Origin of the sequence: Pseudooceanicola aestuarii (genome assembly GCF_010614805.1) — a bacterium.
Classification (GTDB): domain Bacteria; phylum Pseudomonadota; class Alphaproteobacteria; order Rhodobacterales; family Rhodobacteraceae; genus Pseudooceanicola; species Pseudooceanicola aestuarii.
In genome coordinates this window covers 353,423-376,781 of the sequence record NZ_JAAFZC010000002.1, presented here as the reverse complement: position 1 = coordinate 376,781, position 23,359 = coordinate 353,423, and the positions used below count along the sequence as shown (strand labels likewise).

Here is a 23,359-nt window from a genome sequence, read left to right as displayed (position 1 = left end):
CCACATGTTCACGGCGCCCAAACTTCTGGCCGGTGTGTGCCTGGCCGCCCTGGGCTACCTGGTCTCTCTCCAGGTGATCGAGGTCTGGCCGGAGCAGCGAAATTTCGGCAACTTTGCCCTGATCAACGCCGGCTTCGGCTTTCTGGTGGGGTGGCGGCTGGTGGGGCGGCAGGTGCGCGCGGACACCACCCTGTCCGACATGATCAGCCATGCGATCACCGCGCCCATCGTGCTGGTCGCACTGGCCCTGTTCCTGCAAGTCGGCAACGAGGTGCTGGATCGCGCCCTTGCCCGCCAATACGATGGCCCGGTGGAGGCGATTTATGCCATGATCCCGCTGGGCTTCGATTTCCTGACCAAGATGGCATATCCGCATATCGCGGCGACATTGTTCGGGGGGGGGCTCGTCGCCGTCCTGGTGACCCGGTTCGCCGCCACCCGCTGGCGCTAGGAGGGGCCGTGACCACATCTCTTTTCGTATTCGGAACGCTGCGTGACCCCGACCTGCTGCGCATGGTTGCAGGCGCCGACCTGGCGGTGGAGCCCGCCACCCTGCCCGGATGGCGGGCGATGCGGGCCGCCGCCGGGGCCTGGCCGGTGCTGGTGAACACGCCCGGCCACGGTGCGCCGGGTCTGCTGCTGCGCGATCCCGGTGCGCGGGCGCTGGACCGGCTGCACCACTACGAGGACGCCTTTGGCTACGTTGCCCGCGAAGAGGTGGTGGAGACCGCGACCGGTCCGGTGCCGGCGCTGGTCTACCGCACCCAGGGTCCGCCCGATGCCTCGGACGAGGTCTGGGCGCTGGAGATCTGGCAGGCCCGGTCGCGCGCCGATACGCTGGAAGCAGTGCCGGAAGTAATGTCCCACCATGGCCGCTTTGCCGGGACCGACCTGCAAGGGCGGATGCCCCAGGTGCTGGCCCGCGCGGCATCGCGGATGCGGGCGCAGCGCGACGCGCCCCCCCGTCAGATGGGCACCGATCTGCACCGGCGCGACGTGACCTCGCTGGCGGTGGATGCTGCGCATCAGGGCTACTTCCGCACGGAGGTCCACGACCTGCGCCACCCGACCTTTGCCGGGGCGCTGTCGGATCCGATCCGGCGGGAGATCTTCGTCGCCGCCGATGCGGCCATCGTTCTTCCCTATGATCCGCTGCGCGACCGGGTGCTGTTGGTCGAACAATTCCGCATGGGCCCCTACGGGCGCGGGGCGCCGCACCCCTGGGTGCTGGAACCCGTGGCGGGCCGGGTCGACGTGGGCGAAACCCCTGCCGCCGCCGCGCGCCGCGAATGCGCCGAAGAGGCCGGGCTGAGCCTGCACAGGCTGGAGGAGATCGGCAGTTTCTATCCCAGCCCGGGCTTTCTGACGGAGTATTTCTACCTTTACCTCGGCCTGTGCGACCTGCCCGACGGCCATACCGGCCCCGGCGGGCTGGACAACGAGGGGGAGGACATAAGAACCCATATTCTGAGCTTTGAGGCCGCGATGGATCTGTTGTCCCGAGGGGAGGCCGATAACGGCCCGCTCATTCTGTCGCTGCTCTGGCTGGCGCGTGAACGTTCCCGCCTGCGGGCCGGGCTTGCGCGGGGCGCTGCTTGAGGTCGCGCGGGGGCGGCGGTAGATCTTGCGAGACACGGGAAATGGCGTCCGGCATTGGGTCGTGGCGTCCAAGCTGAAAGGAAAGCCGATGCGATTTGCCTCTGATCTGGCCGAAGCGGTCGGGAATACGCCGCTGATCAAGTTGCGCCGCGCAAGCGAGGAAACCGGCTGCACCATTCTGGGCAAGGCCGAATTCCTGAATCCCGGCCAGTCGGTCAAGGACCGCGCGGCCCTGTACATCATTCGCGATGCGATTGAGAAGGGGCAGTTGGAACCGGGGGGCACCATCGTCGAGGGCACGGCCGGCAACACCGGTATCGGTCTGGCGCTGGTAGGGGCCTCGATGGGGTTCAAGACGGTGATCGTCATTCCCGAAACGCAGAGTCAGGAAAAGAAGGACATGCTGCGCCTGGCCGGGGCGGAACTGGTCCAGGTGCCGGCCGCGCCCTATCGCAATCCCAACAATTACGTCAAGTATTCGCAACGTCTGGCCGAAAAGCTTGCTCAATCCGAACCTCATGGTGCGATCTGGGCAAATCAGTTCGACAACGTCGCCAACCGCCAGGCCCATGTCGCCGGCACCGGGCCGGAGATCTGGGAACAGACCGGGGGCAAGGTCGACGGCTTTGTCTCGTCGGTCGGGTCGGGGGGCACGCTGGCGGGCACCGCGATGGCGCTGCAACCGCATGGGGTCAAGGTCGCGCTGGCCGATCCGATGGGGGCCGCGCTTTATGAATTCTACCGCAACGGGGATCTGAAATCCGAAGGCTCGTCGATCACCGAGGGGATCGGCCAGGGGCGCATCACCGCCAATCTCGAAGGGTTCACCCCCGATTTCGCCTATCAGATCCCGGATGAGGAGGCGTTGCCCTATATCTTCGATCTGCTGGCGGAGGAGGGGCTGTGCCTGGGCGGGTCCACGGGGATCAACGTCGCCGGCGCCGTGCGCCTGGCGCGTGATCTGGGGCCGGGCCATACGATCGTGACGATCCTGTGCGATTACGGCAACCGCTATCAGTCCAAGCTGTTCAACCCGGAGTTCCTGCGTGAAAAGGGCCTGCCCACCCCGTCCTGGCTGACCGAGGGGCCGCGCTCAATTCCGGGTGTGTTCACTGAATGAACTATCCCTGAAAGGATAAAGATATCAATATGATGAACGTCGTTCTTCGTGTTTTGGGTTCACTGTTGCTCTGCGCTGTCCTGCTGGCTCCGGCCAGTGGCATGGCGCAGACCCGCGCCACCGGCGCCGCCCTGACCCAGCAGGAGGTGAGCGACTGGGAAACCCTGACCACCCGCGCCGAAGACGTGATCGGGGCCAACCGCGCCTCCGATGATGCGCTGGAGACTCTGCGTGCGCAACTGGCCAGCGCGCGGGAACGGTTCACCGCCGCGCGGAGCGTCAATGCCGGTGCGATCGAGACGGTGCTGGCGCAGATCGACGCGCTTGGCCCCAAACCCGACGAGGGGGAAGAGCCGCCCGCCGTCGCCGAACAGCGCGAGACACTGGAGGCCCGGCTGGCCGAACTGCGTGCGCCGGTGCTCCAGGCCGATGTCGCCTATAGCGTGGCCGATGCGCAGATCCGGGTGATCGACGCCCTGCTGCGCGAACGCCAGGCGGATGAGCTGATGGAGATCGGGCCCTCGCCGCTGAATCCCGCCAACTGGCCCGGCGCCGTGACCGAATTGTCGGATTTCCTGCTGGAGCTGGCGGAGGAAACCCGCGCCTCCTGGTCCGATCCTCAGCGCCGGGACGAGGTGCTGGGCAACCTGCCGACCACGCTTTTGCTGCTGGTTGTGGCGCTGCTGATGGTGCTGCGCGGGCGTGGCTGGATCGAACGCATGGGCGAGGGGGTGGAGGAACGCCGCCGCACCGCCGAACGCTGGCTGCTGGGCTTTGTCATGTCGCTGGGGCAGATCGTGATCCCGGTGGGCGGTTTGATCGCGCTGAGCGCGGCGGTCTCCAACCTCGGGTTGACCGGCACGGTGGGCGACGCGTTGATCGCCGCATTGCCGGAGGCCGGGTTCGTGCTGTTCGTCTCCCGCTGGCTGGGCGGACGCATCTTCGGCATGGGAGAGACCTCGGAATTGACCTCCGGGCTGGACCGCGCGCGCCGCCGTGAGGGGCGGGTGTTTGCCTCGGCCCTGGGGGTAGTGGTCTTCCTGGCGGTTCTGATCGACACCGCGTCGGGCGCGGCCGGCTGGTCGCCGGGCACCCAGAACATCGTCTATTTTCCGCTGCTGGTGGTGGCCGGGCTGATGATCATGCGCCTGTCGCGGCTGCTGGTACTGCACACCCGGTCCGAACAGGCCGACGAGGAGGAGCAGAGCTTTCGCCTGCGGGTGCTGATGCTGTTGGGTCGGGCGATGTCGGTGCTGGCGGTGCTGGCCCCGACACTGGCCGCCATCGGCTATTTCAAGGCCGGGCAGCAGATCGGGTTCTCCACCATCTTCTCGCTTCAGCTGATCGCGCTGCTGGTCATCCTGCAACGGGTGATCAACGAGCTCTACGTGCTGGTCACCCGCAACCGCCAAGGCGTGAACGAGGCGCTTCTGCCGGTGCTGCTCGGCTTTGGCATGGCGCTGGCCTCGGTGCCGATCTTCGCGTTGATCTGGGGCGCGCGCAGCACCGATCTGACCGAGATCTGGACCCAGGTGCGCACCGGGTTCACCATCGGCGACACCACGATTTCGCCCACCGATTTCTTCCTGTTCATCATCGTTTTCGCGATTGGCTACATCATCACCAAGATGTTGCAAGGCGCCCTGAAAAGCACGGTCCTGCCCAAGACCGGGCTGGACCTGGGCGGGCAGAACGCGGTGGTGTCGGGCACCGGCTACGTGGGGATCTTTCTGGCGGCCCTGATCGCGATCACCACGGCGGGGATCGACCTGTCGTCGCTGGCCATTGTCGCCGGTGCGCTGTCCGTCGGGATCGGTTTCGGTCTTCAGACCATCGTGTCCAATTTCGTGTCGGGGATCATTCTGCTGATCGAACGTCCGATTTCCGAAGGTGACTGGATCGAGGTCGGCGGCAACATGGGCTTTGTCCGCGACATCTCCGTGCGATCCACCCGGATCGAGACCTTTGACCGCACTGACGTGATCGTGCCCAATGCGGACCTGGTATCCGGCACGGTGACGAACTGGACCCGGGGCAACATGGTGGGCCGGCTGATCGTGCCCGTCGGCGTGGCCTATGGCACCGATACCCGCCGGGTCGAGGCGATCCTGCAAGAGATCGCCGAGGCCCAGCCCATCGTTCTTCTGAACCCGCCGCCCTATGTCTATTTCAAGGGGTTCGGCGGGGATTCGCTGGACTTCGAGATCCGTGCCATCCTGCGCGACATCACCCAGATGCTGGTCGTGCAGACGGAGATGAACCACCAGATCGCGGAACGGTTCGCCAGGGAAGGGATCGAGATCCCCTTCGCTCAACGCGACATCTGGCTGCGCAATCCCGAGGCGCTGCATCCTGCCGCCCCCAGGGTGGAAGCCGTGTCCCTGCCGGGCGGATCCGCCGGGGCGGCTGCCGCTGGCCCCGCGGACCCAACCGGAAAGGACGAGACATGACCACGCCGCTCTATCGCGAGGATGCCTACCTGCAAGAGACGATGGGGCAGGTGGCCCAGGTAACGGAGCAGGGTGTCATCCTGGATCGCGCGCTGTTCTACCCCCATGGCGGCGGCCAGCCCGGCGATCGTGGGCGACTGCTGTGGGACGGCGGCGATATGGCCGTTGCCGACACCCGCAAGGGCGAGGACGGCGCGATCGTGCTGATCCCCGCTCCGGGGGCGGCCTTGCCGGAGCAGGGGGCGCAGGTGTCCCAGCATCTGGACTGGGATCTGCGCCACGCCCATATGCGCATGCACACCGCGCTGCATCTGTTGTCGGTGGTGATCCCGCTGCCGGTCTCCGGCGGATCCATCGGGGCGGAAAAGTCGCGGCTGGATTTCGACATGCCCGACGCGCCGGAGGACAAGTCCGCGATCGAGGCGGCGCTGAACGCGCTGATCGCGCGGGATCTGGACGTCACTGAAAGCTGGATTACCGACGCAGAGTTGGACGCCAACCCTGGGCTCGTGAAGACCATGTCCGTCTCGCCCCCGCGCGGGTCGGGCCGGATTCGGCTGGTACGGATCGGGCAGGGGACCGAACAGGTGGATCTGCAACCCTGCGGCGGCACCCATGTCGCCCGCACCGGAGAGATCGGCCCCATCGAACTGGGCAAGATCGAGAAGAAAGGCGCCAGAAACCGCCGCGTTTACATCCGCCTGGCCTGAACCTGCGGGTCACGCTGCGGCAGGATGCGGAAAAGCCGCGAAAATATGTCAGAAGCCCTTGAACATCCTGTGCTGCATTGGCTAAAGACACCGTCACGGACAGTTGGCCGAGTGGTCGAAGGCGCACGCCTGGAAAGTGTGTAGGCGGGAGACCGTCTCGAGGGTTCGAATCCCTCACTGTCCGCCACTTGCCCCCGCGAAAGTGTTCTCCCGATCCGGCTGCGGCCGGATTTTTTCGTTGTTTTCGAGGGTTATGCGGGAGGAGCTCAGCACCGGCATGGATGCCAGGAGGGCCGAAAGCGGTCTCTCGCAGCCGATATTCTCCGGACCTCATGACTGCGCCGATTTGGTGAATTTTCTTTAAGTGATTGAAATACTGTGACTTTACGAAGCGCCTGGCTAAACACTTCGATTCCAGTGGCGTTGATGAGAAGGAACCCGGATCGAATATCCCGCTTACACCTCGCGTTCGAACTGGGCGAAGCTGAGCAGGATGTTCAGTGTCAGCCGCCCCATGGACGTGGTCGTGTTGAAGCTCTGTGTTATCGATACGAAGGTCACGTCATTGCGGTCGAAGACGTCGACCAGTTTGGCGAAGTCAGCGAGCGAGCGACTGAGACGGTCGATCTTGTAGACCACGACCACATCGACCAGTCCGTCCTCGATGTCGGCCATCAACTGTTGCAGGCCGGGGCGTTCGAGAGTGCCGCCGGAAACACCGCCGTCGTCATATTGATCGCGGACCAGCGCCCACCCCTCAGACCGCTGACTGGCGATGTAAGCTTCGCAGGCCTCACGTTGCGCATGCAGGCTGTTGAATTCCTGCTCAAGTCCTTCTTCAGAGGATTTGCGCGTGTAGATCGCGCAGCGCAGTTTCCGGACAATCGGTTTGGTCATGCGCGCCTCCGGTGGTTTTTCAGGCCAAAGAACACCCATCCATTCCAGCGCGTTCCGGTAATGGCGCGGGCGGTGGCGGAGAGCGATTTGTAGAGGCGGCCTTGCCATTCGAATCCGTCGGCAGTGACGGTGACAACGTGTTCGACGCCCTGCCATTCACGGATCAGCCGCGTGCCGACGATGGGCATTTGGTCGGCGCGGACACGGCTCTTTTTCCGGTCACCGCCGTCCAACTGTTCTCCAAGGGCCTCCAGCCTTTTCACGGTCTCCGGCTTCAGGCCGCCATAGGCCAATTCCTGAATGCGGTACGCGAGGCGGCTTTCAAGGTAACGACGATTGAACGGCGGCGGCTCACTGTCGAACAACTCGCGCCATTGCGCCTTCAGGTCTGGCGTCGATGTGGTTTTGAGTGCGGCCAAGCGCGCGGGGATCGGATCGTGGGTCGTCATGCATTTCTCCGTTGTCCCCAGATCAGAAACGCTCCTCCACCCAGTTCGCCACGATCAGCCCCGGCACGCCGTCCAGCGCCCGCTCCGCGTCCCGCGCGAGGTCCAGCCGCTTCGGCAGCTTGACCTGCGGCACCAGCGGGAAGATCGGCGCGGTGACCTTGCCGCGCCCGGTGTTCGAGCGCGACACCACCGCCTGACCCTTCGTGTTCAACCGCCCTTCCGCGACCAGCAGGCTCGGCCCTGTACGGCGATAGACGAAGCGGAGGCGCAGCCCGCGTCGCCGTTCCCATTCGCCGGGCGTGATCCTGCCGCCTCGCAGAGAGTAGCCTGCCGCAGGCAGCGGGATCGCCAGCCAGAATCCGTTCTTTGAGCGGATGAGCGGCCCCGTGTCGTGCGCGCCCACGATGACCGGTGCCTTCGACCGGACCAATGCTGCCGCGTCCAGGCTTTCGCCCGACCTCGGGAAGTTCTGGCTGCGGATCGAGTTGGCGAGCCGAGGCCCGAGCCCCGCGCCGGTGATCTGCAATCGCCAGGCGGTCTTCTGCCCGGTGCCGGCCTCGCGCATGGCAGCCGTGACCGCACGTTCGCCCGCCGCCACCTCCGCCGCCATCATCGCGACGATGTCGGGATCGATGTCGAGCTTCAGTTTCACGCGGGCCTCAGCTCCACGATCCAGACCAGCTGCTCGCGGTCGCGGACGGGCTCGCCCTGAATGAGGAAGGCGTCGCCGTCGATCTCGATGCGGTCGCCGGGGCGCGGGTTCGCTACCTCGGCCACGCGCAGGTCGATCCGGGTGGTCTCGGACCAGAGCCGGGCATCGCCGAAGTCGGTGACGGCGTCGGCGCGACGGGCGACGGCACGCACCAGCACGGGCGCGCCGCCGTCGGCGATGTAGACCGCGTCGCGGCCGATGTTCGGATTGGCGAAGAGCGCGGCAACGGCGGCGGCGAAGCCATGTTCGATTGGTCCGAGCGGACCGGCGTGCGTCTGCGGTTCATCGAGCCGTGCAAGCCCGTGCAGAACGCCTTTGCGGAAAGTTCCGGGGCGGATGTTTGAACCTTCACTTGTTCTGATCCCTGCTCCATGCCCGAGACGAAATCGGTCGAGGGCGAAATTGCTTCAACACCAAGCGCCCGCATTCGGCGCTCGGGTACCTGTCACCAACGGAGTTCCTGATGAAAACCACCGCGCCAGCGCTGGAGACTCATGCGGTTTCCACGCTGCCGCTCAACACTGCAAACCAACCGGACGATTCCAGATTAAATCGGCCTTGATTGCGGGGGAAGATCAGTTTCATCTGAATTTTCCTCCGGATCTTGACAATTTCCTCGTGCGGACCTGCAATGGCGTAGATGCGCGGCTTTCAATACTGATCGACAGCCTTTCTGAGTCGCGATGAAAACGTCGATTGCGACCGGTGGAACCGATCCTTATGGCTTTGGTATATTCAATTTTCGAATTGAGGTTTCAATGATTGTAAGTGACTGGCCTGGAAAATCGGCCACTGAAGATCACGTTGAACACCCTGCGCTGTACCACATGATCGATGTTGGCGCAGTGGCCGAAAGACTTTTGTTGCCGCTTGCCCTTCCCGCGCCGCTGCGGGATTTTTACGCTGTGTGTGCAGCCCTGCATGATCTGGGCAAGATCAGCGACAGCTTTCGCAAAATGATCCGAACCGGGGCACCTCAATCTGCGGGAAAGCACTGGGAAGTGACTGAGGCCTGGCTTCGGGAATTCGATGCTCAGCTTGGACCATTGGTCGAGGACCGCTTTGATCGGCTGGAAATCTATGCGGCTATCGCCGGGCATCACGGCAGGCCGCCGGTTCAGGAAGAATTCACCAGGATGATGGCGGCTGCCGGCCAGGAGGCGTCACGGGATGCCTCGGACGCGATCGGGATTCTCAAAGGGCTTTGGCCCGAAGCGCGCTTCGATCTGCCGTATGATCAGATTCCTGCGCAGACGTGGTGGATGCCAGGACTGATCGCGGTTGCAGATTGGATTGGGTCAAACCCAGATTTCTTTCCCGCGGTCGAACCGGGCCCGGAGGCGGTCCTTTACCTGGAGCAGGCGCGCGAGAAGGCGTCCGGTGCTGTCGAAAAGGCAGGCTTGATCTGGCCGGCGCCGTCGCAGGAATCGATCATTCCATCGGGTTGGAGCCTTCGGCCGATGCAGAAGGCAACTCAGAGGGTGGAATTGCACGAAGGCCCTGTACTGGCACTGATCGAAGATGAAACCGGATCAGGCAAAACCGAAGCTGCACTGATCCTCACGCAACGTTTGATGCAAGAGGGCAAAGGGCAGGGGGTATTCTTTGCCCTGCCGACCATGGCCACGGCAAACGCGATGTTCGACCGGGTTGCGGACCTTGTGGCGAGGCTGTTCGAGGCCCCGCCGAGCCTTTCTTTGGCGCATGGACGGGCCGGGCTTTCTCAACGGTTTCGCGATCTGGTCCGGGCACCGGTGTCGCCCAACATGCCTGATTGCACGGAGTGGTTGGCCGATGACCGGCGGCGGGCCTTGCTGGCGACCGTGGGCGTGGGCACCGTGGATCAGGCCCTTTTGTCAGCTTTGCCCGTCCGGCATGCGATGCTGCGCCATTACGCGTTGTCGCAAAAGATCCTGATCGTGGACGAGGTCCACGAAATGGGAGATCCCTACATGATCGAGGAGGTCTGCCGGCTGTTGAGCCTGCATCGCCGCATGGGGGGATCTGCTATCCTGATGACGGCGACCTTGCCTGTCGACCAGCGGCGCCGCCTATGTGAAGCTTTTGGATGCGAGGCACCGGTGAGCACGGATTACCCGGCGCTGACGATCGCAGGGCATTCAAGGTCGTCGCGCCTGCCACGGGACGGTGATGGGAAGAACGACAAGGAAAGAAAACGTGGTCCCGTCGCGGTTCATCGCCTGCCTGATACGGACGCGGCACTGACCGTCATCGAGGACGCGATCGGCGAAAGGGCGGCCGTCCTCTGGGTGCGCAACGCGGTGGATGATGCCATTTCGGCCGTCGATGCTCTGAAAATCCGCGGGATCAAGGCCGACCTGTTGCACGCCCGGTTTGCCTTGTGTGACAGGCTGCGGCACGAAAAGTCCGTCTTGCAGGCTTTCGGAAAAGAGCGGCCTGACCGACCGGGGCGCGTCCTGGTGGCAACGCAGGTGGTGGAAAGCTCTCTGGATCTGGATTTCGATGTGATGGTGTCGGACCTGGCGCCGGTGCCTGCGCTGGTGCAGCGGGCAGGACGGCTGTGGCGGCACATGGATCGGCGGCCGAGATCCCTGCGGCCAGTGTCTTGCCCGGCCTTGCACGTCGTATCCCCGGACCCTGACAAAGTCGAAGATGACAGGTGGTTGCGAAAGGTTCTGGACCGGGGCGCCTTTACCTATCCCGTGGCGTCGCAATGGCGGTCTGCAAGGGCGATTTTTGCGGCCCGCCGGATCGACGCGCCGCAGGGCCTGCGCGACTTGATCGAGAACAGCCTTTCGAACGACCCGGTGCCCGAGGCCCTGCAAAAAGCCGAGGACGAACGCAAGGCAAAGGGGTACGCAGAGACGTCCCTCGCGCGGCAGAACCTTGTGCCCTTGGGCAAGCCATATCGAGAGATCAAGGGGTTTTCCGATGATGCGGATTTTCCGACACGTCTGGGGGTCGAGCAACGTGTCCTGATCCTTGCGCGTGTGTCGGAGGCGGGGATCGTCCCGCTGGCCGGGGCGGCGTGGACGGTGGAGGAGCGCCAGCGATCCGAAGTCAGTGCAGCGGCACATAAGTTGAGGTCACTGACCCTGCCGGATCAGACTGCACGCGAGATTGCCGAGGTGAAACGGCATTGGCCCGAATGGCAACGGGATCGGTTTGTCTTGTGTCCTGTCGACGCAGGCGGGCGTATCTGCGAGGGCTTGTCATATGATCCGGAGAGGGGGCTTTTATACGGATAGGTAATCAGAGGTTTGTTCATTGGGATTGGAGATGAGGATTGACTTGAATAAAGGTATGCGCAACGGTCGCCTATTTATATTTAGATAGTGTAGTGGCGAAAATGATTTTAAATTTGGTTCGGGACTCATGGATTCCCGTTCGCATGTCGAATGGCCATACGCGGTTGATTGCCCCGCACGAGATGGCAGATCCCGAAATTGCGGCGCCTGATTGGCCGCGCGCGGATTTGAATCTCGCATGCTATGAGTTGCTGATCGGCCTCGTGTTCATGGCCTCTCCGCCTGCGGACCTGCGCAATTGGGCGCACAACAGGCCGACGGTGGCAGAGTTGCAGGCCCGGCTTGCGCCCTTTTCGGATGCTTTCAACCTGCTGGGCGATGGGCCGCGTTTCATGCAGGATCACGACGATCTGCCGGGCGCGCCCTCCGGTCCCGACCTGCTGTTTATTGATTCCTCCGGCGGCAATACCGCCAGGAAAAATGCAGACCTGATGGTTCATCGCGACAGGTACGCGACTTTGGAACAACCACTGGCGGCCATGGCGCTGTATGCCTTCCAGCAGTTTGCGCCTTCGGGCGGGGCCGGCAATCGCACGTCCATGCGCGGCGGCGGTCCCCTGGTGACGCTGGCCGATCCGGGAACAGGGCTATGGGATCTTGTATGGGCCAATGTGCCCTATGGGACTGCGGCCAAGCCCGAAGACCTTCCCTGGATGCGCCGCACATGCACCTCTGAAAAAGCCCAGGTCTTAACGCCCGAGCAAGCCACCCCGGTCGAAGCCTTTTTTGGCATGCCGCGCCGTCTTCGGTTGGTCGGGGATGATACGATTGCCGGTGTTGTGCAGAGGCCGTACGGGACGAATTACAGCACATGGCGTCATCCGCTTACCCCCTACTACCGAATGAAGCCGGGAACGGAGCTTTTGCCACGGCACCCGGCCAGCGGCCGTCTGCCATACCGAAACTGGATTGGCATCGTCTTGTCCGACCCTCGACAGGAGGGGGGGCTTCGATTGCGCGCCGAGTGCATCCAGAGTTTTTCCGGAAGGCATGAAAGGCAGGCAAAGCGCATGATCGCCGCAGGCTGGAGCATGGACAACATGAAACCCAAGGACTTCCTTTGGTCCGAGCTGCCCTTGCTGAAACTTGGCGCCAATGCCGAAGCGCGGGCCGAGGACTTGGTCGAAGCGGCGTCGATTGTTGCTTCACAATTGAGGACGCAGTTGTCCGTGGTTCTGGCCGAGGGCAGCGCGCGCGAGGCACAACTGGACCAGTTCTGGTTGGCGACGGAAGCCGATTTCACGGAAGCCCTGGCCGGATTGTCCGCCGAGGATTTTGACGCCGCCGCCATTTCCCGGGATTTCCTTGGGGCGATCAGTCGACAGGCGCGGTCCCAGTTCGAAGACGTGGCTGTTCCGGGCATGGCGGATGGCAAGATCGAACGGGCGGAAAAAATCGTCACTGCTCATCGCAACCTCAATGCCCTGCTTTCAGGACGCAGCAAGCTGGGTCGCAAGCTTTGGGACGGGCTAGGGCTGACGCCGCCTGATCCCAAGTCCAATCCGAAAGTGGAGATCGACGCATGACCGATGAAAATGCGGAAAAACGGCGGGGCCAGATCATTCTTGCCTGGTGGTCGACAGAACTGGGCGACCGCAAGACCGGAGTTCAGAAGGCGCTTTCCGCCCGCCTTCGGCGTGGTGACGACGTAACCGTCTTGTGCCAGCCAGCCGTGCACGATTTGTCGCGCAAGCTCGGTCTGAAGGATGGCGTGCGTCTGGCCCGTCTTGCCCGTCTCCTGGCGCATGTGCGCGAACACGGGCCGACGCGTTTGCCGCGTCTGCTGGGGCGCGGCGATCCCAAGGCTATGACAGCTCTGCGATTTGAAAGGCTTGTCCACTCCGCTGGCGCCGACCTTGAGGCCGCAATCCGCCGTGCGCTGCCCTTGGTCGGCCACAGGGCCAATGTCGCGCACCTCGGCGACGCCGTTCTGTTCTGGTCGGACAAGACCCGGACCCACTGGTGCTTTGACTACTACGGCGGCGAGACGCCCCTCACCGACACGTCGAAGGAATTTTCTCAATGACAACCTTTTTGCAGTTTCACCTTTTGACCACCTATCCGCTGTCCAACCCCAATCGTGACGATCAGGGCCGTCCGAAGCAGGCGATGATCGGTGGCACTCCGCGGCTGCGCCTGTCGTCCCAGTCGCTGAAACGCGCCATCCGCGAAAGCAGCTTCTTCGCGCAGGACCTCGCCGGGAGCCGGGGCACCCGGACACGCCGCCTTGCCACTGCACTGAAGGCTGAGTTGGTGGGCAAGGGGTGCGGGGAAAAACAGGCAGATGATATCGCAACCCGGATCGGGCGGGTATTCTCTACCCTGGAGAAAGACAGCACCAAGGCCACCACGCTTGCCTTCATTTCGCCCGAGGAATGGGCGTTTGCCCGTGATCTCGCGGATAAGGCGATGAACGGCGAACCCTTGCCCGAAAGCAAGGTTCTGAAGAAGATGGTTCTGCGCAAGGCCGACGGTGCGGTGGATATTGCCATGTTCGGACGGATGCTGGCGGAAAGTCCCGACTACAACCGCGATGCCGCGGTCCAGGTTGCCCACGCCTTTACCACCCACCGGGCCCAGGCACAGGATGACTGGTTCTCGGCGGTTGATGATCTCAAGACCCGGGACGAGGATTCAGGCGCGGGTCATATCGGGGAGCACGGATTCGGATCGGGTGTTTACTATCTCTATGCCTGCGTCAATGTCGATCTGTTGGTCGAAAACCTGGATGGTGATGCGGGACTGGCCGCCAAGGGGCTGGAGTCGTTGGCCAACGCGCTGGCGACTGCCACGCCCAAGGGCAAGCAGAACAGCCACGCGCATCATCCCCGTGCCGGCTACATCCGGGTCGAACGCGGCCATCAACAGCCGCGCGACCTGTCAGGTGCGTTCCACAAGGCGGTGACGGCGGATGAACGCTCCAGCGTCGCGGCGCTGGCCGAAATGGTCGCAAAAATCGACCGAGCCTATGGAGCGTCCTGCGACGCATTCGCGGTCATGGATGTGGCTGAAGGACAGGGTACCCTGGCTGAAATTGCCGGTTTCGCGGCTGCTTCGGTCACGGTGTCAGATGCCTGATTATCTGATCTTCCAACTCGTGGCTTCGATCGGGGCGATGGGAGAATTCGGCGGGCACGACAGGCGCGGGTCGCTGACGCTGCCGGGCCGCTCTGCGGTCATCGGAACGCTGGGAGCGGCGTTGGGGAGGCGGCGAGGCGATGATTTTTCTGACCTCGAAAACCTGGCGGTGGCTGTTGCAAGCTTCGGGCGCACCGCGCCCTTGCGGGATTACCATACCGTCCAGACCGTACCGTCGGCGGCAGTGAAGGCACCGCAATCGCGTCCCGAGGCGCTGCGAGCGGCGGAGCGCAAGGGCAAGGTGAACACCACTCTAACCAGCCGCGATTACCGCACTGATTGCGTGTTTGGCGTAGCGGTCTGGCAGGGGGACTTGCCGATCCTCGAACGCGCGTTGCAGCAGCCCGTCTTCCAGACCTTTCTGGGGCGGAAGTCCTGCCCGCTTTCTGCGCCATTTGACCCACGGATCGTGACCGATGAAAATCCGGCGCAGGCGCTGCAACACCTGCGCCTGCCGCCTTGGATCGGTGCGCGCAAGATGGTCGAGATCGTCGCAGAAGACGGGACAGACCTCGGCGCACCGGCGCGGTGGGAGGTCCGCCATGACCGGGCACTGGATCGCGGTCTGTGGCACTTCGGACGCGCCCGTTACGTGGTGGCCCATCCCGATGTCCAGGCGCAGGGGGTTACGTGATGTACCTTTCACGACTTGTCCTATCCCGCGATCCGGGCGTATCGGCGCTCAATGCGCTGTTGGATCCGGCGGAACATGGCCACAAGCTCGATGCGCATCATCGATTGATCTGGTCCGCTTTTGCCGGTGCTTCCAGGACCACACGCGATTTTCTTTGGCGTGAAGAAGAGCCGGGGGTTTTTCTGGTCCAGTCGCATGTCCCGCCGCAGGACAGCCCGTTTCTTGAAGCGGTGGAGGTGCGCGATCACGCGCCAAACCTCCGCGCTGGAGACAGGCTGGCTTTTTTGCTGCGGGCCAATGCCACCCGCGATTTGCGCGGTGCAAACCGAAGCCGCAAGCGTGTCGACGTGGTGATGAATTTGCTGCATGACGTGCCAACGGAGCAACGCAATGAGCGACGCATGGACAAGGCTGCACAGGCGGCCGAGGATTGGCTGACGGGGCAGGGCACGCGGGCCGGGTTCCTCTGCGATCGCGTGCAAGTCCAGGACTATTCCGCCATAACGCTGCCGGGCCATCGCGGCCGACGCAAGGGGGCCCCCCGGTTCGGGATTCTTGATCTCACGGGCGTGATCACTCTCTCCGAACCCGATGTCTTTCTTGTGAAACTGGCGCAAGGGTTCGGACGTGCCAAGAGTTTTGGCTGCGGCCTCATGCTTGTTCGGCGGGCTTGATGGCAGACATGCCGGGCCTGCCACCGCCGCGGCCGATCCCGCTGAAGGACCGGGCCCAACTGGTGTTTGTCGAGCGGGCGCAACTGGATGTGCGCGATGGCGCCTTTTGTGCGGTCAACGCGGACGGCACCGTGACTCAGATCCCGGTGGGCGGTTTGGCTGGGCTGATGCTGGAGCCGGGCGCGCGGATCAGCCATGCCGCCGTGGCGCTGGCGGCGCGCACCGGCACGCTGATCGCTTGGGTGGGCGAGGGCGGCGTGCGGCTCTATTCCGCCGGTCAGCCCGGCGGAGCGCGGTCGGACAAGCTGCTGTGGCAGGCGAAACTCGCGCTGGACGACAAGCCGCGCCTGCGTATCGTGCGTCGCATGTTCGAGATCCGTTTTGGCGAAGCCGCCCCGGAACGTCGATCCATCGACCAGTTGCGCGGCATCGAAGGCGTGCGGGTGCGCGAAACCTATTCCTTGCTGGCACGGAAATACGGTGTGGCCTGGAAGCGCAGAAAGTATGACCCGAATGATTGGGACGCCAGCGATACGCCGAACCGGTGCCTGTCTGCCGCCACGGCCTGTCTTCACGGGCTGACCGAAGCGGCGGTTCTGGCGGCAGGGTATGCGCCCGCGATCGGCTTCCTGCACACGGGCAAACCGCTCAGCTTTGTCTATGACATTGCCGATCTGTGGAAACTCGACACTGTCGTGCCAGAGGCCTTTCGTGTCGCGGCTCAGGCGGCGAAAGGAAAGCTCGACATGTCTCCGGAACGGGCCGTGCGACTGGCCTGCCGGGACACTTTCCGAAGGAGCGGGCTCTTGTCGAAGATCATTCCGCGCATCGAGGAGGTCCTGTCAGCAGGCGAATTGCCCATGCCGGAACCGCCGAAGGAGGTGATAGGTCCGGCATTCGAAGACGAGGGGAAGTCTGGCGATGATGGTCATCGTGGTTAGTCGCGCGCCGCCACGTTTGCGTGGACGCCTGGCGGCCTGGCTGCTTGAGGTTCGCGCGGGGGTCTACGTGGGCGATTATTCCGCACGGACACGAGAGCGGATCTGGGATCAGGTGCTTGGCGGGCTGGAGGACGGCGATGCCGTGATGGTTTGGAAGGCACCGAATGATCAGGGTTTCAATTTCGCCACCGCAGGTCGAAACCGCCGTATGCCCGAGGATTTCGACGGTCTGAAACTGATCAAATTTCTACCTCGCCAGACTTGAGCGTGAGCACTTTATCGAGGTCGTGGACTCGGTACGTTTTTTGACATTCGAATAATCACGTGTTTTCAATGATCTCCGGAAAGACCGTTCCCCGCCCACGCGGGGATCAACCGGCAACAACCTGACCGGCTCAATCCCCAGTCTGCCGTTCCCCGCCCACGCGGGGATCAACCGTACCGACAGAACATCGTGGTACGGCTGTACACCCGTTCCCCGCCCACGCGGGGATCAACCGCTGACGCGCCGCGAGATGGTGTTGATGGCCGACCGTTCCCCGCCCACGCGGGGATCAACCGACGCCGCCGAAGCTGTCGCCACGGGCCCCCGGCCGTTCCCCGCCCACGCGGGGATCAACCGTCGCTGCGCGAGGAAATCAAAAGGCGTGACAGCCGTTCCCCGCCCACGCGGGGATCAACCGCCTGAGCGGCGTCGGTTTCGAGGAAATTGGTCCCGTTCCCCGCCCACGCGGGGATCAACCGCTGTTCGGGCAGGGGGCGGCTCATGCGGATGCCCGTTCCCCGCCCACGCGGGGATCAACCGAGGGCAGAGGCATGCCGCGATACAGAGCAAAGCCGTTCCCCGCCCACGCGGGGATCAACCGCTACCAGTCACCAGAAGGCGGCTGTTCGCAGTCCGTTCCCCGCCCACGCGGGGATCAACCGATGATTTCGCGGGGCTTCCAGCCGCTGTCCTTCCGTTCCCCGCCCACGCGGGGATCAACCGTGGACCCAGCCCAAGCGCCTCCCTAGGGGGCGCCGTTCCCCGCCCACGCGGGGATCAACCGACCGGGTAGAGAACCGAGCCGTATTTGACGAACCGTTCCCCGCCCACGCGGGGATCAACCGACCGGGTAGAGAACCGAGCCGTATTTGACGAACCGTTCCCCGCCCACGCGGGGATCAACCCCCCCGTGGTCAGATTCTGATCCTGACGGACAGCCGTTCCCCGCCCACGCGGGGATCAACCGTTGTTGAAATGGGTGTCTATCGTCCACCCCCACCGTTCCCCGCCCACGCGGGGATCAACCGACATGCGCAGCTGGTGGTCGAACCAGCACTACCCGTTCCCCGCCCACGCGGGGATCAACCGCGTGGTGTCTTCGCATGTGATGCGGATGCGCTCCGTTCCCCGCCCACGCGGGGATCAACCGGTTTCGCGGGGTGGCGATGTCTTCGCAGCTGACCGTTCCCCGCCCACGCGGGGATCAACCGTCCGGGCGGGGGTGATCGAAAGGGGGAGAGGCCCGTTCCCCGCCCACGCGGGGATCAACCGGCGCATGCAGGCTGTCCGCTGGGGTGTGCGCGCCGTTCCCCGCCCACGCGGGGATCAACCGGTCATCAGCAGAACCCCATCATCATGTTCACCCCGTTCCCCGCCCAAGCGGGGATCAACCAATCCGATTGCCCCGGACCCGGATGACGGGGGGAGCGTCCCGCCGGACGGCAGCCCCGCAGGTCCCGTGGTGCCCGCTATCGGTCAGCTCAGCACGGCGCCCCTGGCGCAAGCGCGATCACCGGGCCGTTGGCGGCGGCCGCATCCTCGGGGTCGTGGGTGACCATCAGGGTCGGAACCGCGCGGGATATCACATGTTCAAAGGCGAATGTCCGCATCTCGTCGCGCAAACCGGGGTCGAGCTTGGAAAAGGGTTCGTCCAGCAGCAGCGCCGCGGGGTCGGCCAGCAGGCTGCGCATCAGCGCGGCGCGGGCGCGCTGACCGCCGGACAGGGTCGCGGGGTCGCGGTCGTGCAGCCCGGTCAGCCCGGCCTGTGACAGCGCCTCTGTCACCGCTGTGCGCCGGGCATCGCGCCCGCGCAGGCTGGCGGGCAGGCCAAAGGCCAGGTTGTCGCCCACGCTAAGATGCGGAAACAGCAGCGCATCCTGGAACACCACACCGATCCGCCGCGCCTCGGCGGGCAGGCAGGTCACATCCCGCCCGTTCAGCATGACGCTGCCCGACAGCCGGAAGCCATGGGCCAGGTGGCCGCCGATCGCGTCCAGCAAGGTTGATTTCCCGACCCCGGAGGGGCCCATTACCGTGACAACATGACCGGGCGGCACGGCCAGGGTCAGCGGCGCGAACAGAGCAGCTCCCCGCGCGGTGCGGATGGCGAGGGCGTCGATCTCCAGGCTCATGTGGCGGTTCCTCCTGACAGGGCGCGACGGTTGCGATGCACGATCGCGGGCAGCAGGACCGCAGCAAGGTAGGCGGCAAAGGGCAGCCCGGCCTGTAGCGTCGCGTAGACTCCCGTCACCCGCCGATCGGATCCCGAGGACAGGGTCACGGCCTCGGTGGTGAGGGTGGCGACCCGCCCCGCCCCCATGAACAATGTCGGCAGGTATTGCGCGACGGAGACCGCAACCCCGATGGCGGCGGCGGTCAGGATCGGGCGCAGGAGCACCGGCAGTTTCACCGTCCAGAGCCTGCGCCCCGGCCCGGCGCCGAGGGCCGCCGCCGACCGGGTCAGGCGCGGGTCCAGCGCCCGCCAGGGGTCGGACAGCGCGATCATCACATAGGGAAAGACGAACAAGACCTGGGCCCAGATCACCGCCGTGATCCCGCCGGACAACCCCAGCCGCAGGAAGCCGACGTTCAGACCGTACAGGAACCCGATCTGCGGGATCAGCAAGGGCAGGTAGATCAGCGCCTCGGCCCAGGGGGCACGGGTCCGGCGGGCGCGGTCCTCTCCTTCAAGCCAGGCAACCGCCAGCGCCAGCGACAGCGCCGTCGTCGTGGCGGCCAGCAGCAGCGTGTTCGCCAGCGCTCGCATCCAGCTGTCGCGCGCGCCGGACCAGGGCCTGAGCGACCAGCTTTCCGGCAGGGCCTGCGGGAAGGACCAGCGCCAGGTCACGGACCAGACGGCCAGCGACAGCATCGCCAGCAGGCCCACCGCCATCAGTGCCACCACGGCCAGGCCCGCCGCCCACAGCCCCGGCCCGGCCGAAACGCCGCGGCCACCGCGCCGCAGCCACCAGCGGCCCAGCCGCTTGACCGCCTGTTCGACGGCCACCAGCAGCGCCACCGCCAGGCCCACGATCAGCGCCTGCACCAGCGCCCCGGCAGAGGCGGGCAGGATCATCGTCGGATCGGGATCGGTGAACCAGCGGGTCACCGCCACCGCCAGGGTCGGCGGGTTGGACGGGCCAAGAATGATCGCCATGTCCACGACCGACAGCGCATAGGCCAACACCACCCAGACCGGCAGCCGGATCAGCGGCCAGACCTGCGGCATGATGATCTTGATCCACACGATCCCGCGCCCGTAGCCAAGCGCGCGCCCCGCCGCCAGGTGGCGCGCCACCGGGATCTGGCTGAGCGCCGACAGGATCACCAGCAACAGGAACGGCACTTCCTTGATCATCAGCCCAAGGGTAAGGGCCAGGCCCCAGCTGTCGTTGACCGTGGCAAGGTCGGGCGGGCGCGTCCAGCCGGCCAGCGGCGCCAGCAGCCGCGCGATCCAGCCCGAGGGCGCAAGCACGAAGGCCAGCCCGACGGCCATCGCCGCATGGGGTATGGCCAGGAACGGCGTCAGCAGCCGGGCGCCCGCCACCGTCGTCATCCGGGCATGGACCGCGGCGCAGAACCCCGTTGCCAACAGCAGCGACAGCAGCGTAGCGCCCAGCCCGGTGACCAGAGTCAGCCGCAGGCTTGCGGCAAAGCCGGGCAGGGCGGCCAGATCGTGCCAAGGCTGCGCAGTGGCCACGCTTTGGCCCAGGGCAGGCAGGATGCCGAAGGCGGCACGCCCGGTCTGCCACAGGCCCAGCACGATGGGCGCGATCAGGCCAAACGTGACAAGGCCCAGAACCGTAGCGCGCAGCAGGCGGCCGTCACGGGTCATTCGGTATAGCGCCGGGCCCATTCCTCGGTCAGCCGGGTCATCCAGCTGGCATGCGGCTCCAGCAGTGTCGGGCCGAGTTCCTCCAGCGTCGGCAGTGCCGGTGCCGTGGGGAGGGCGGCAAAGGCCTGGCTGGCGGCATCGTCCAGCCGCGCCGGGTCAAGCACGGAGAAAGAGCCCAGAACCTCGATGTTCTGCATCCGCGCCTGGGTCGCCGGATCCAGCAGGAAATTCGCCACGACCTCGGCCCCGGCGGTATTGGCGGCGTTGTAGGGGATGGCGACGAAGCTGACATTGCCGATGCTGCCCCCCTCGGGCACGAAAACCCGCGCGCTTTCGGGCAGGAGGCCGTCGGCAATGGCGGCGGCGGTGGAGGCGGGGTCGAAAGACATCGCGATGTCGACCTCGCCGTCGTTCAGCAGCTGCTGTTGCACGGATTCATTGGCCGGATAGGTCTCCCCCCCGCGCCACAGGTTCGGGCGCAGCGCGTCGTACCACGTCCAGAGCGGCGCTGTTGCCGCGTCAAAGGCGGCCTCCGTGACCGGTTGCTGCAACAGCGCGGCCTCCGGCGCCAGTTCGATCAGCGCCTGTTTGAGAAAGGTCGCCCCCATGAAGTTCGACGGATCGGGATGGGTCATCCGCCCCGGATGGGCCGCCGCCCAGGCAACGAAACCGGCCATGCTGCGCGGTGGTTCTGCCACCCGCGCCGCATCATAGGCAAAGACGAACCGCGCCAGTCGCCAGGGGCTTTCCATGCCGTCCACCGGCACCGTGAAATCCACCGAGGCGGGCGCCGCAGGCCCAAGGTCCAGGTACCGCGCGTTGGGCAGATCGGCGACGAAAGGCCCGTGCAGCAGGCCCTGCTCCTTCATCGCCAGGAAATTCGGGCCGTTGATCCAGATCAGGTCGACGCTGCCGCCGTCGTCCTGGCCGGCGGCTTTCTCGGCGATCACGCGGGTCACGGCCTCGGCCGTGTCGCTCAGCTTGGCCTGCACGACGCGCACCCCGTAGCGGTCCTGCGTCTGCTCCCCCACCCAGGCGATGAAGGCATTGGTCCGCGCGTCGCCCCCCCAGGCGTTGAAATAGACCGTCTGGCCCTGCGCGGCCTCCAGTCGGTCCTGCCAATCGGCCAGGGTCGGGGTGGCAAGCAGGGACAGGACTAGGCCGAGGGAAAGTTTCATGGGGTCTCCGGTAGATGGTGCAGGGTCTTGGGTCTATGACAGATCGACTGTCCATCCGTTACTGCATCTTGATCACATTTTCGCGGAAAATGCCCGCCAACCCTGATGCCAGCGCAGCGCCGTGGTCAGGGCACAGGCTGCGGCATAGCCATAGGCCAGCAGGGCAAAGAATCCGGGAAACAGGCACATGACGGCAAAGACGGCGATGGTTTCAAAGCCTTCGGTCAGGCCGCCGAGGTAGTAGATCCCCTTGGCCGGGTAGGCGGCGGCGCTTTCGCCCCGCTTGGCCGCGATGGCGGCGAAGGCCAGGAACGAGGAACCGGTGCCGACAAAGGCCGCGATCAGAACCGCCGCCGGCAAGGCATTGCCCGCCGGGTCGGCCAGTGCGAACCCCAGCGGAAACAGCGCGTAGAAGACGAAATCCAGCGCGATATCCAGGAACGCCCCGCGATCGGTGGGCGTGGTCAGCCGCGCGACTGTTCCGTCCAGCCCATCGGCCAGCCGGTTCAGCGCCAGCAAGGCCAGCGCCAGGCCATAGGCCTCGGCGGCGAGCGCGGGAACTGCCAGAAGCCCCAGGATAAAACCCGCCAGCGTCAGGTGGTCGGCATGGATGCCGCGCGCCACCAGCCAGCGTGCCGGCGGGGTCAGCACATGCCGTTGCAGGGGAAGAAGTGCCGCGTCGATCATCGCGCGCGCCTGATGCGGTGGCGGCGGAACGGTCCGGCACCGGAGCGGCGGGGCCGGACCGGACCACCGGCCCAACGGTGTGGTTTTCCTGAAACGGGCATGGGCATCCTCGGCATTTTCCTGCGTCCCGCCCGCAATCGGGCGAGCCGGGACGAGATTACAGATTTTTCAGCGATGGGATATTCACGTGCGCGTCAGCGCCGCGCCGACGGTCGCTTGCCGCGCCGGACAGCCCCGCCCGGCACCGCGCCGATCAGACGACTACCCGCGACCAGTTGCCGTAGCTGTGGCGCGCCGGCTCACGGGGCAGGCTGACGATGACCAATGGCACCCCGGCGGCGATGTCGGCACCGGCTTGCAGCCAGGTTGCGTCGTTCACCAGCGCGCAGATCGCCAACGCGACGTCCGGGCAGAGGTTCAGGAACTTTGCGGTGCGAAGGCTCTCGGCCATGGTCATGACAGCGAGGGTGGCGGCCAGCGCGCCGATCAGGTGGACCGTATCGGCAAGGATGTCGCCGGTGCCCAGTGAAAGCCGTGTGAACATCAGCCAGTTCCCGACGGCGACACTGACGGTCAGGCCCCAGCTTGGGCTGACGCCTCTGCCGAACATGTCACGCGGCACTGCGCGGGCAGGGCGTTCAAAGCGCTCGTCGCGGCCGTCATCCGGACCGTCATCGATGCCGCCGGTCAGGAATACCCGCAGGATCGGGGCACCCGCACGCTTGCGGCGGCGCAGGAACAGGCAGGTGGCGATCAACTCGTCCACCGCCAAGGGGGATC

21 protein-coding genes, 1 tRNA gene, 2 pseudogenes and 1 CRISPR repeat array are annotated in these 23,359 nt (G+C 65.1%); of the genes and pseudogenes, 15 read left to right on the top strand and 9 right to left on the bottom strand.

Annotated features, from left to right (window positions below; all coding sequences use genetic code 11):
• Window positions 1–4: 4 nt before the first annotated feature.
• From G5A46_RS14725 to G5A46_RS14700, 6 genes are all read left to right on the top strand, one after another.
• Window positions 5–451 (top strand): TrgA family protein, encoded by a 447-nt coding sequence (locus G5A46_RS14725; RefSeq protein ID WP_163850559.1) that lies wholly within the window; start codon window positions 5–7, stop codon window positions 449–451.
• A gap of 8 nt (window positions 452–459) precedes the next feature.
• Window positions 460–1,599 carry an NUDIX domain-containing protein gene (locus G5A46_RS14720; protein ID WP_239520955.1) on the top strand — a complete coding sequence of 380 codons (1,140 nt, stop codon included), beginning with the start codon at window positions 460–462 and terminating at the stop codon, window positions 1,597–1,599.
• 88 nt (window positions 1,600–1,687) lie between these two features.
• On the top strand, window positions 1,688–2,719 hold the full coding sequence (locus tag G5A46_RS14715; protein WP_163850557.1) for a cysteine synthase A: 1,032 nt from the start codon (window positions 1,688–1,690) through the stop codon (window positions 2,717–2,719).
• A 32-nt stretch (window positions 2,720–2,751) separates the two neighbouring features.
• Window positions 2,752–5,169, top strand: coding sequence for a DUF3772 domain-containing protein (locus G5A46_RS14710; protein ID WP_163850555.1), 2,418 nt, complete (start codon window positions 2,752–2,754; stop codon window positions 5,167–5,169).
• The gene (locus G5A46_RS14705) at window positions 5,166–5,879 is read left to right on the top strand and encodes an alanyl-tRNA editing protein (RefSeq protein ID WP_163850553.1); all 714 of its coding nucleotides are present in this window, start codon (window positions 5,166–5,168) and stop codon (window positions 5,877–5,879) included. The genes G5A46_RS14710 and G5A46_RS14705 overlap by 4 nt, the downstream gene beginning before the upstream one ends.
• Window positions 5,880–5,976: 97 nt before the next feature.
• A tRNA-Ser gene (locus G5A46_RS14700) sits at window positions 5,977–6,066 on the top strand.
• 272 nt (window positions 6,067–6,338) lie between these two features.
• Here the strand turns inward: G5A46_RS14700 and G5A46_RS14695 are convergent.
• The 4 genes and pseudogenes from G5A46_RS14695 to G5A46_RS14680 all read right to left on the bottom strand — a co-directional run.
• A pseudogene (locus G5A46_RS14695) lies at window positions 6,339–6,776 on the bottom strand (recombinase family protein); the annotation flags it as partial.
• On the bottom strand, window positions 6,773–7,225 hold the full coding sequence (locus G5A46_RS14690) for a DUF2924 domain-containing protein (protein WP_163850551.1): 453 nt from the start codon (window positions 7,223–7,225) through the stop codon (window positions 6,773–6,775). The pseudogene G5A46_RS14695 and the gene G5A46_RS14690, both read right to left, overlap by 4 nt.
• Before the next feature lie 22 nt (window positions 7,226–7,247).
• Window positions 7,248–7,877, bottom strand: a complete 630-nt coding sequence (locus G5A46_RS14685; RefSeq protein WP_163850549.1) for a DUF6441 family protein — start codon at window positions 7,875–7,877, stop codon at window positions 7,248–7,250.
• Window positions 7,874–8,188, bottom strand: coding sequence for a head-tail joining protein (locus G5A46_RS14680; RefSeq protein WP_163851168.1), 315 nt, complete (start codon window positions 8,186–8,188; stop codon window positions 7,874–7,876). Before G5A46_RS14680 ends, G5A46_RS14685 begins: the two co-directional genes overlap by 4 nt.
• A gap of 113 nt (window positions 8,189–8,301) precedes the next feature.
• Here G5A46_RS14680 and G5A46_RS19945 point away from each other — a divergent pair.
• The 9 genes and pseudogenes from G5A46_RS19945 to cas2e all read left to right on the top strand — a co-directional run.
• Window positions 8,302–8,376: pseudogene (locus tag G5A46_RS19945) on the top strand (hypothetical protein); the annotation flags it as partial.
• Window positions 8,377–8,620: 244 nt separating this feature from the next.
• Complete coding sequence (gene cas3 / locus G5A46_RS14675) at window positions 8,621–11,167, top strand: CRISPR-associated helicase Cas3' (protein ID WP_239520953.1); 2,547 nt, start codon at window positions 8,621–8,623, stop codon at window positions 11,165–11,167.
• A 101-nt stretch (window positions 11,168–11,268) separates the two neighbouring features.
• The gene (gene casA, locus G5A46_RS14670) at window positions 11,269–12,753 is read left to right on the top strand and encodes a type I-E CRISPR-associated protein Cse1/CasA (protein ID WP_239521036.1); all 1,485 of its coding nucleotides are present in this window, start codon (window positions 11,269–11,271) and stop codon (window positions 12,751–12,753) included.
• The gene (gene casB / locus G5A46_RS14665; protein WP_163850545.1) at window positions 12,750–13,253 is read left to right on the top strand and encodes a type I-E CRISPR-associated protein Cse2/CasB; all 504 of its coding nucleotides are present in this window, start codon (window positions 12,750–12,752) and stop codon (window positions 13,251–13,253) included. Before casA ends, casB begins: the two co-directional genes overlap by 4 nt.
• On the top strand, window positions 13,250–14,305 hold the full coding sequence (cas7e, locus tag G5A46_RS14660) for a type I-E CRISPR-associated protein Cas7/Cse4/CasC (protein ID WP_163850543.1): 1,056 nt from the start codon (window positions 13,250–13,252) through the stop codon (window positions 14,303–14,305). The genes casB and cas7e overlap by 4 nt, the downstream gene beginning before the upstream one ends.
• Window positions 14,298–14,999: a type I-E CRISPR-associated protein Cas5/CasD gene (gene cas5e, locus G5A46_RS14655; protein WP_163850541.1), complete on the top strand. Its 702-nt coding sequence runs from the start codon at window positions 14,298–14,300 to the stop codon at window positions 14,997–14,999. Before cas7e ends, cas5e begins: the two co-directional genes overlap by 8 nt.
• Window positions 14,999–15,673 carry a type I-E CRISPR-associated protein Cas6/Cse3/CasE gene (gene cas6e, locus G5A46_RS14650; protein ID WP_239520949.1) on the top strand — a complete coding sequence of 225 codons (675 nt, stop codon included), beginning with the start codon at window positions 14,999–15,001 and terminating at the stop codon, window positions 15,671–15,673. Before cas5e ends, cas6e begins: the two co-directional genes overlap by 1 nt.
• Entirely contained in the window at window positions 15,673–16,614 is a 942-nt protein-coding gene (cas1e, locus tag G5A46_RS14645) for a type I-E CRISPR-associated endonuclease Cas1e (protein WP_163850537.1), read from the top strand. Before cas6e ends, cas1e begins: the two co-directional genes overlap by 1 nt.
• Window positions 16,595–16,879 (top strand): type I-E CRISPR-associated endoribonuclease Cas2e, encoded by a 285-nt coding sequence (gene cas2e / locus G5A46_RS14640; RefSeq protein WP_163850534.1) that lies wholly within the window; start codon window positions 16,595–16,597, stop codon window positions 16,877–16,879. Before cas1e ends, cas2e begins: the two co-directional genes overlap by 20 nt.
• Window positions 16,880–16,963: 84 nt before the next feature.
• Window positions 16,964–18,273: a CRISPR direct-repeat array (repeat unit 29 nt; unit sequence CCGTTCCCCGCCCACGCGGGGATCAACCG).
• Window positions 18,274–18,360: 87 nt separating this feature from the next.
• On the opposite strand, the gene G5A46_RS14635 is transcribed toward cas2e, so the two are convergent.
• The 5 genes from G5A46_RS14635 to G5A46_RS14615 all read right to left on the bottom strand — a co-directional run bounded on the left by G5A46_RS14635 (window position 18,361) and on the right by G5A46_RS14615 (window position 23,345).
• A complete protein-coding gene (locus tag G5A46_RS14635) occupies window positions 18,361–19,011 on the bottom strand; it encodes an ATP-binding cassette domain-containing protein (RefSeq protein ID WP_163850532.1) in 651 nt (216 codons plus the stop codon).
• Window positions 19,008–20,714, bottom strand: a complete 1,707-nt coding sequence (locus G5A46_RS14630) for an ABC transporter permease (protein WP_163850530.1) — start codon at window positions 20,712–20,714, stop codon at window positions 19,008–19,010. The genes G5A46_RS14635 and G5A46_RS14630 overlap by 4 nt, the downstream gene beginning before the upstream one ends.
• Window positions 20,711–21,892, bottom strand: a complete 1,182-nt coding sequence (locus tag G5A46_RS14625; RefSeq protein ID WP_163850528.1) for an ABC transporter substrate-binding protein — start codon at window positions 21,890–21,892, stop codon at window positions 20,711–20,713. Before G5A46_RS14625 ends, G5A46_RS14630 begins: the two co-directional genes overlap by 4 nt.
• 72 nt (window positions 21,893–21,964) lie before the next feature.
• Window positions 21,965–22,579: a CDP-alcohol phosphatidyltransferase family protein gene (locus G5A46_RS14620; protein ID WP_163850527.1), complete on the bottom strand. Its 615-nt coding sequence runs from the start codon at window positions 22,577–22,579 to the stop codon at window positions 21,965–21,967.
• Between the two features lie 253 nt (window positions 22,580–22,832).
• Window positions 22,833–23,345, bottom strand: coding sequence for a hypothetical protein (locus G5A46_RS14615; RefSeq protein WP_163850525.1), 513 nt, complete (start codon window positions 23,343–23,345; stop codon window positions 22,833–22,835).
• Window positions 23,346–23,359 lie beyond the last annotated feature (14 nt).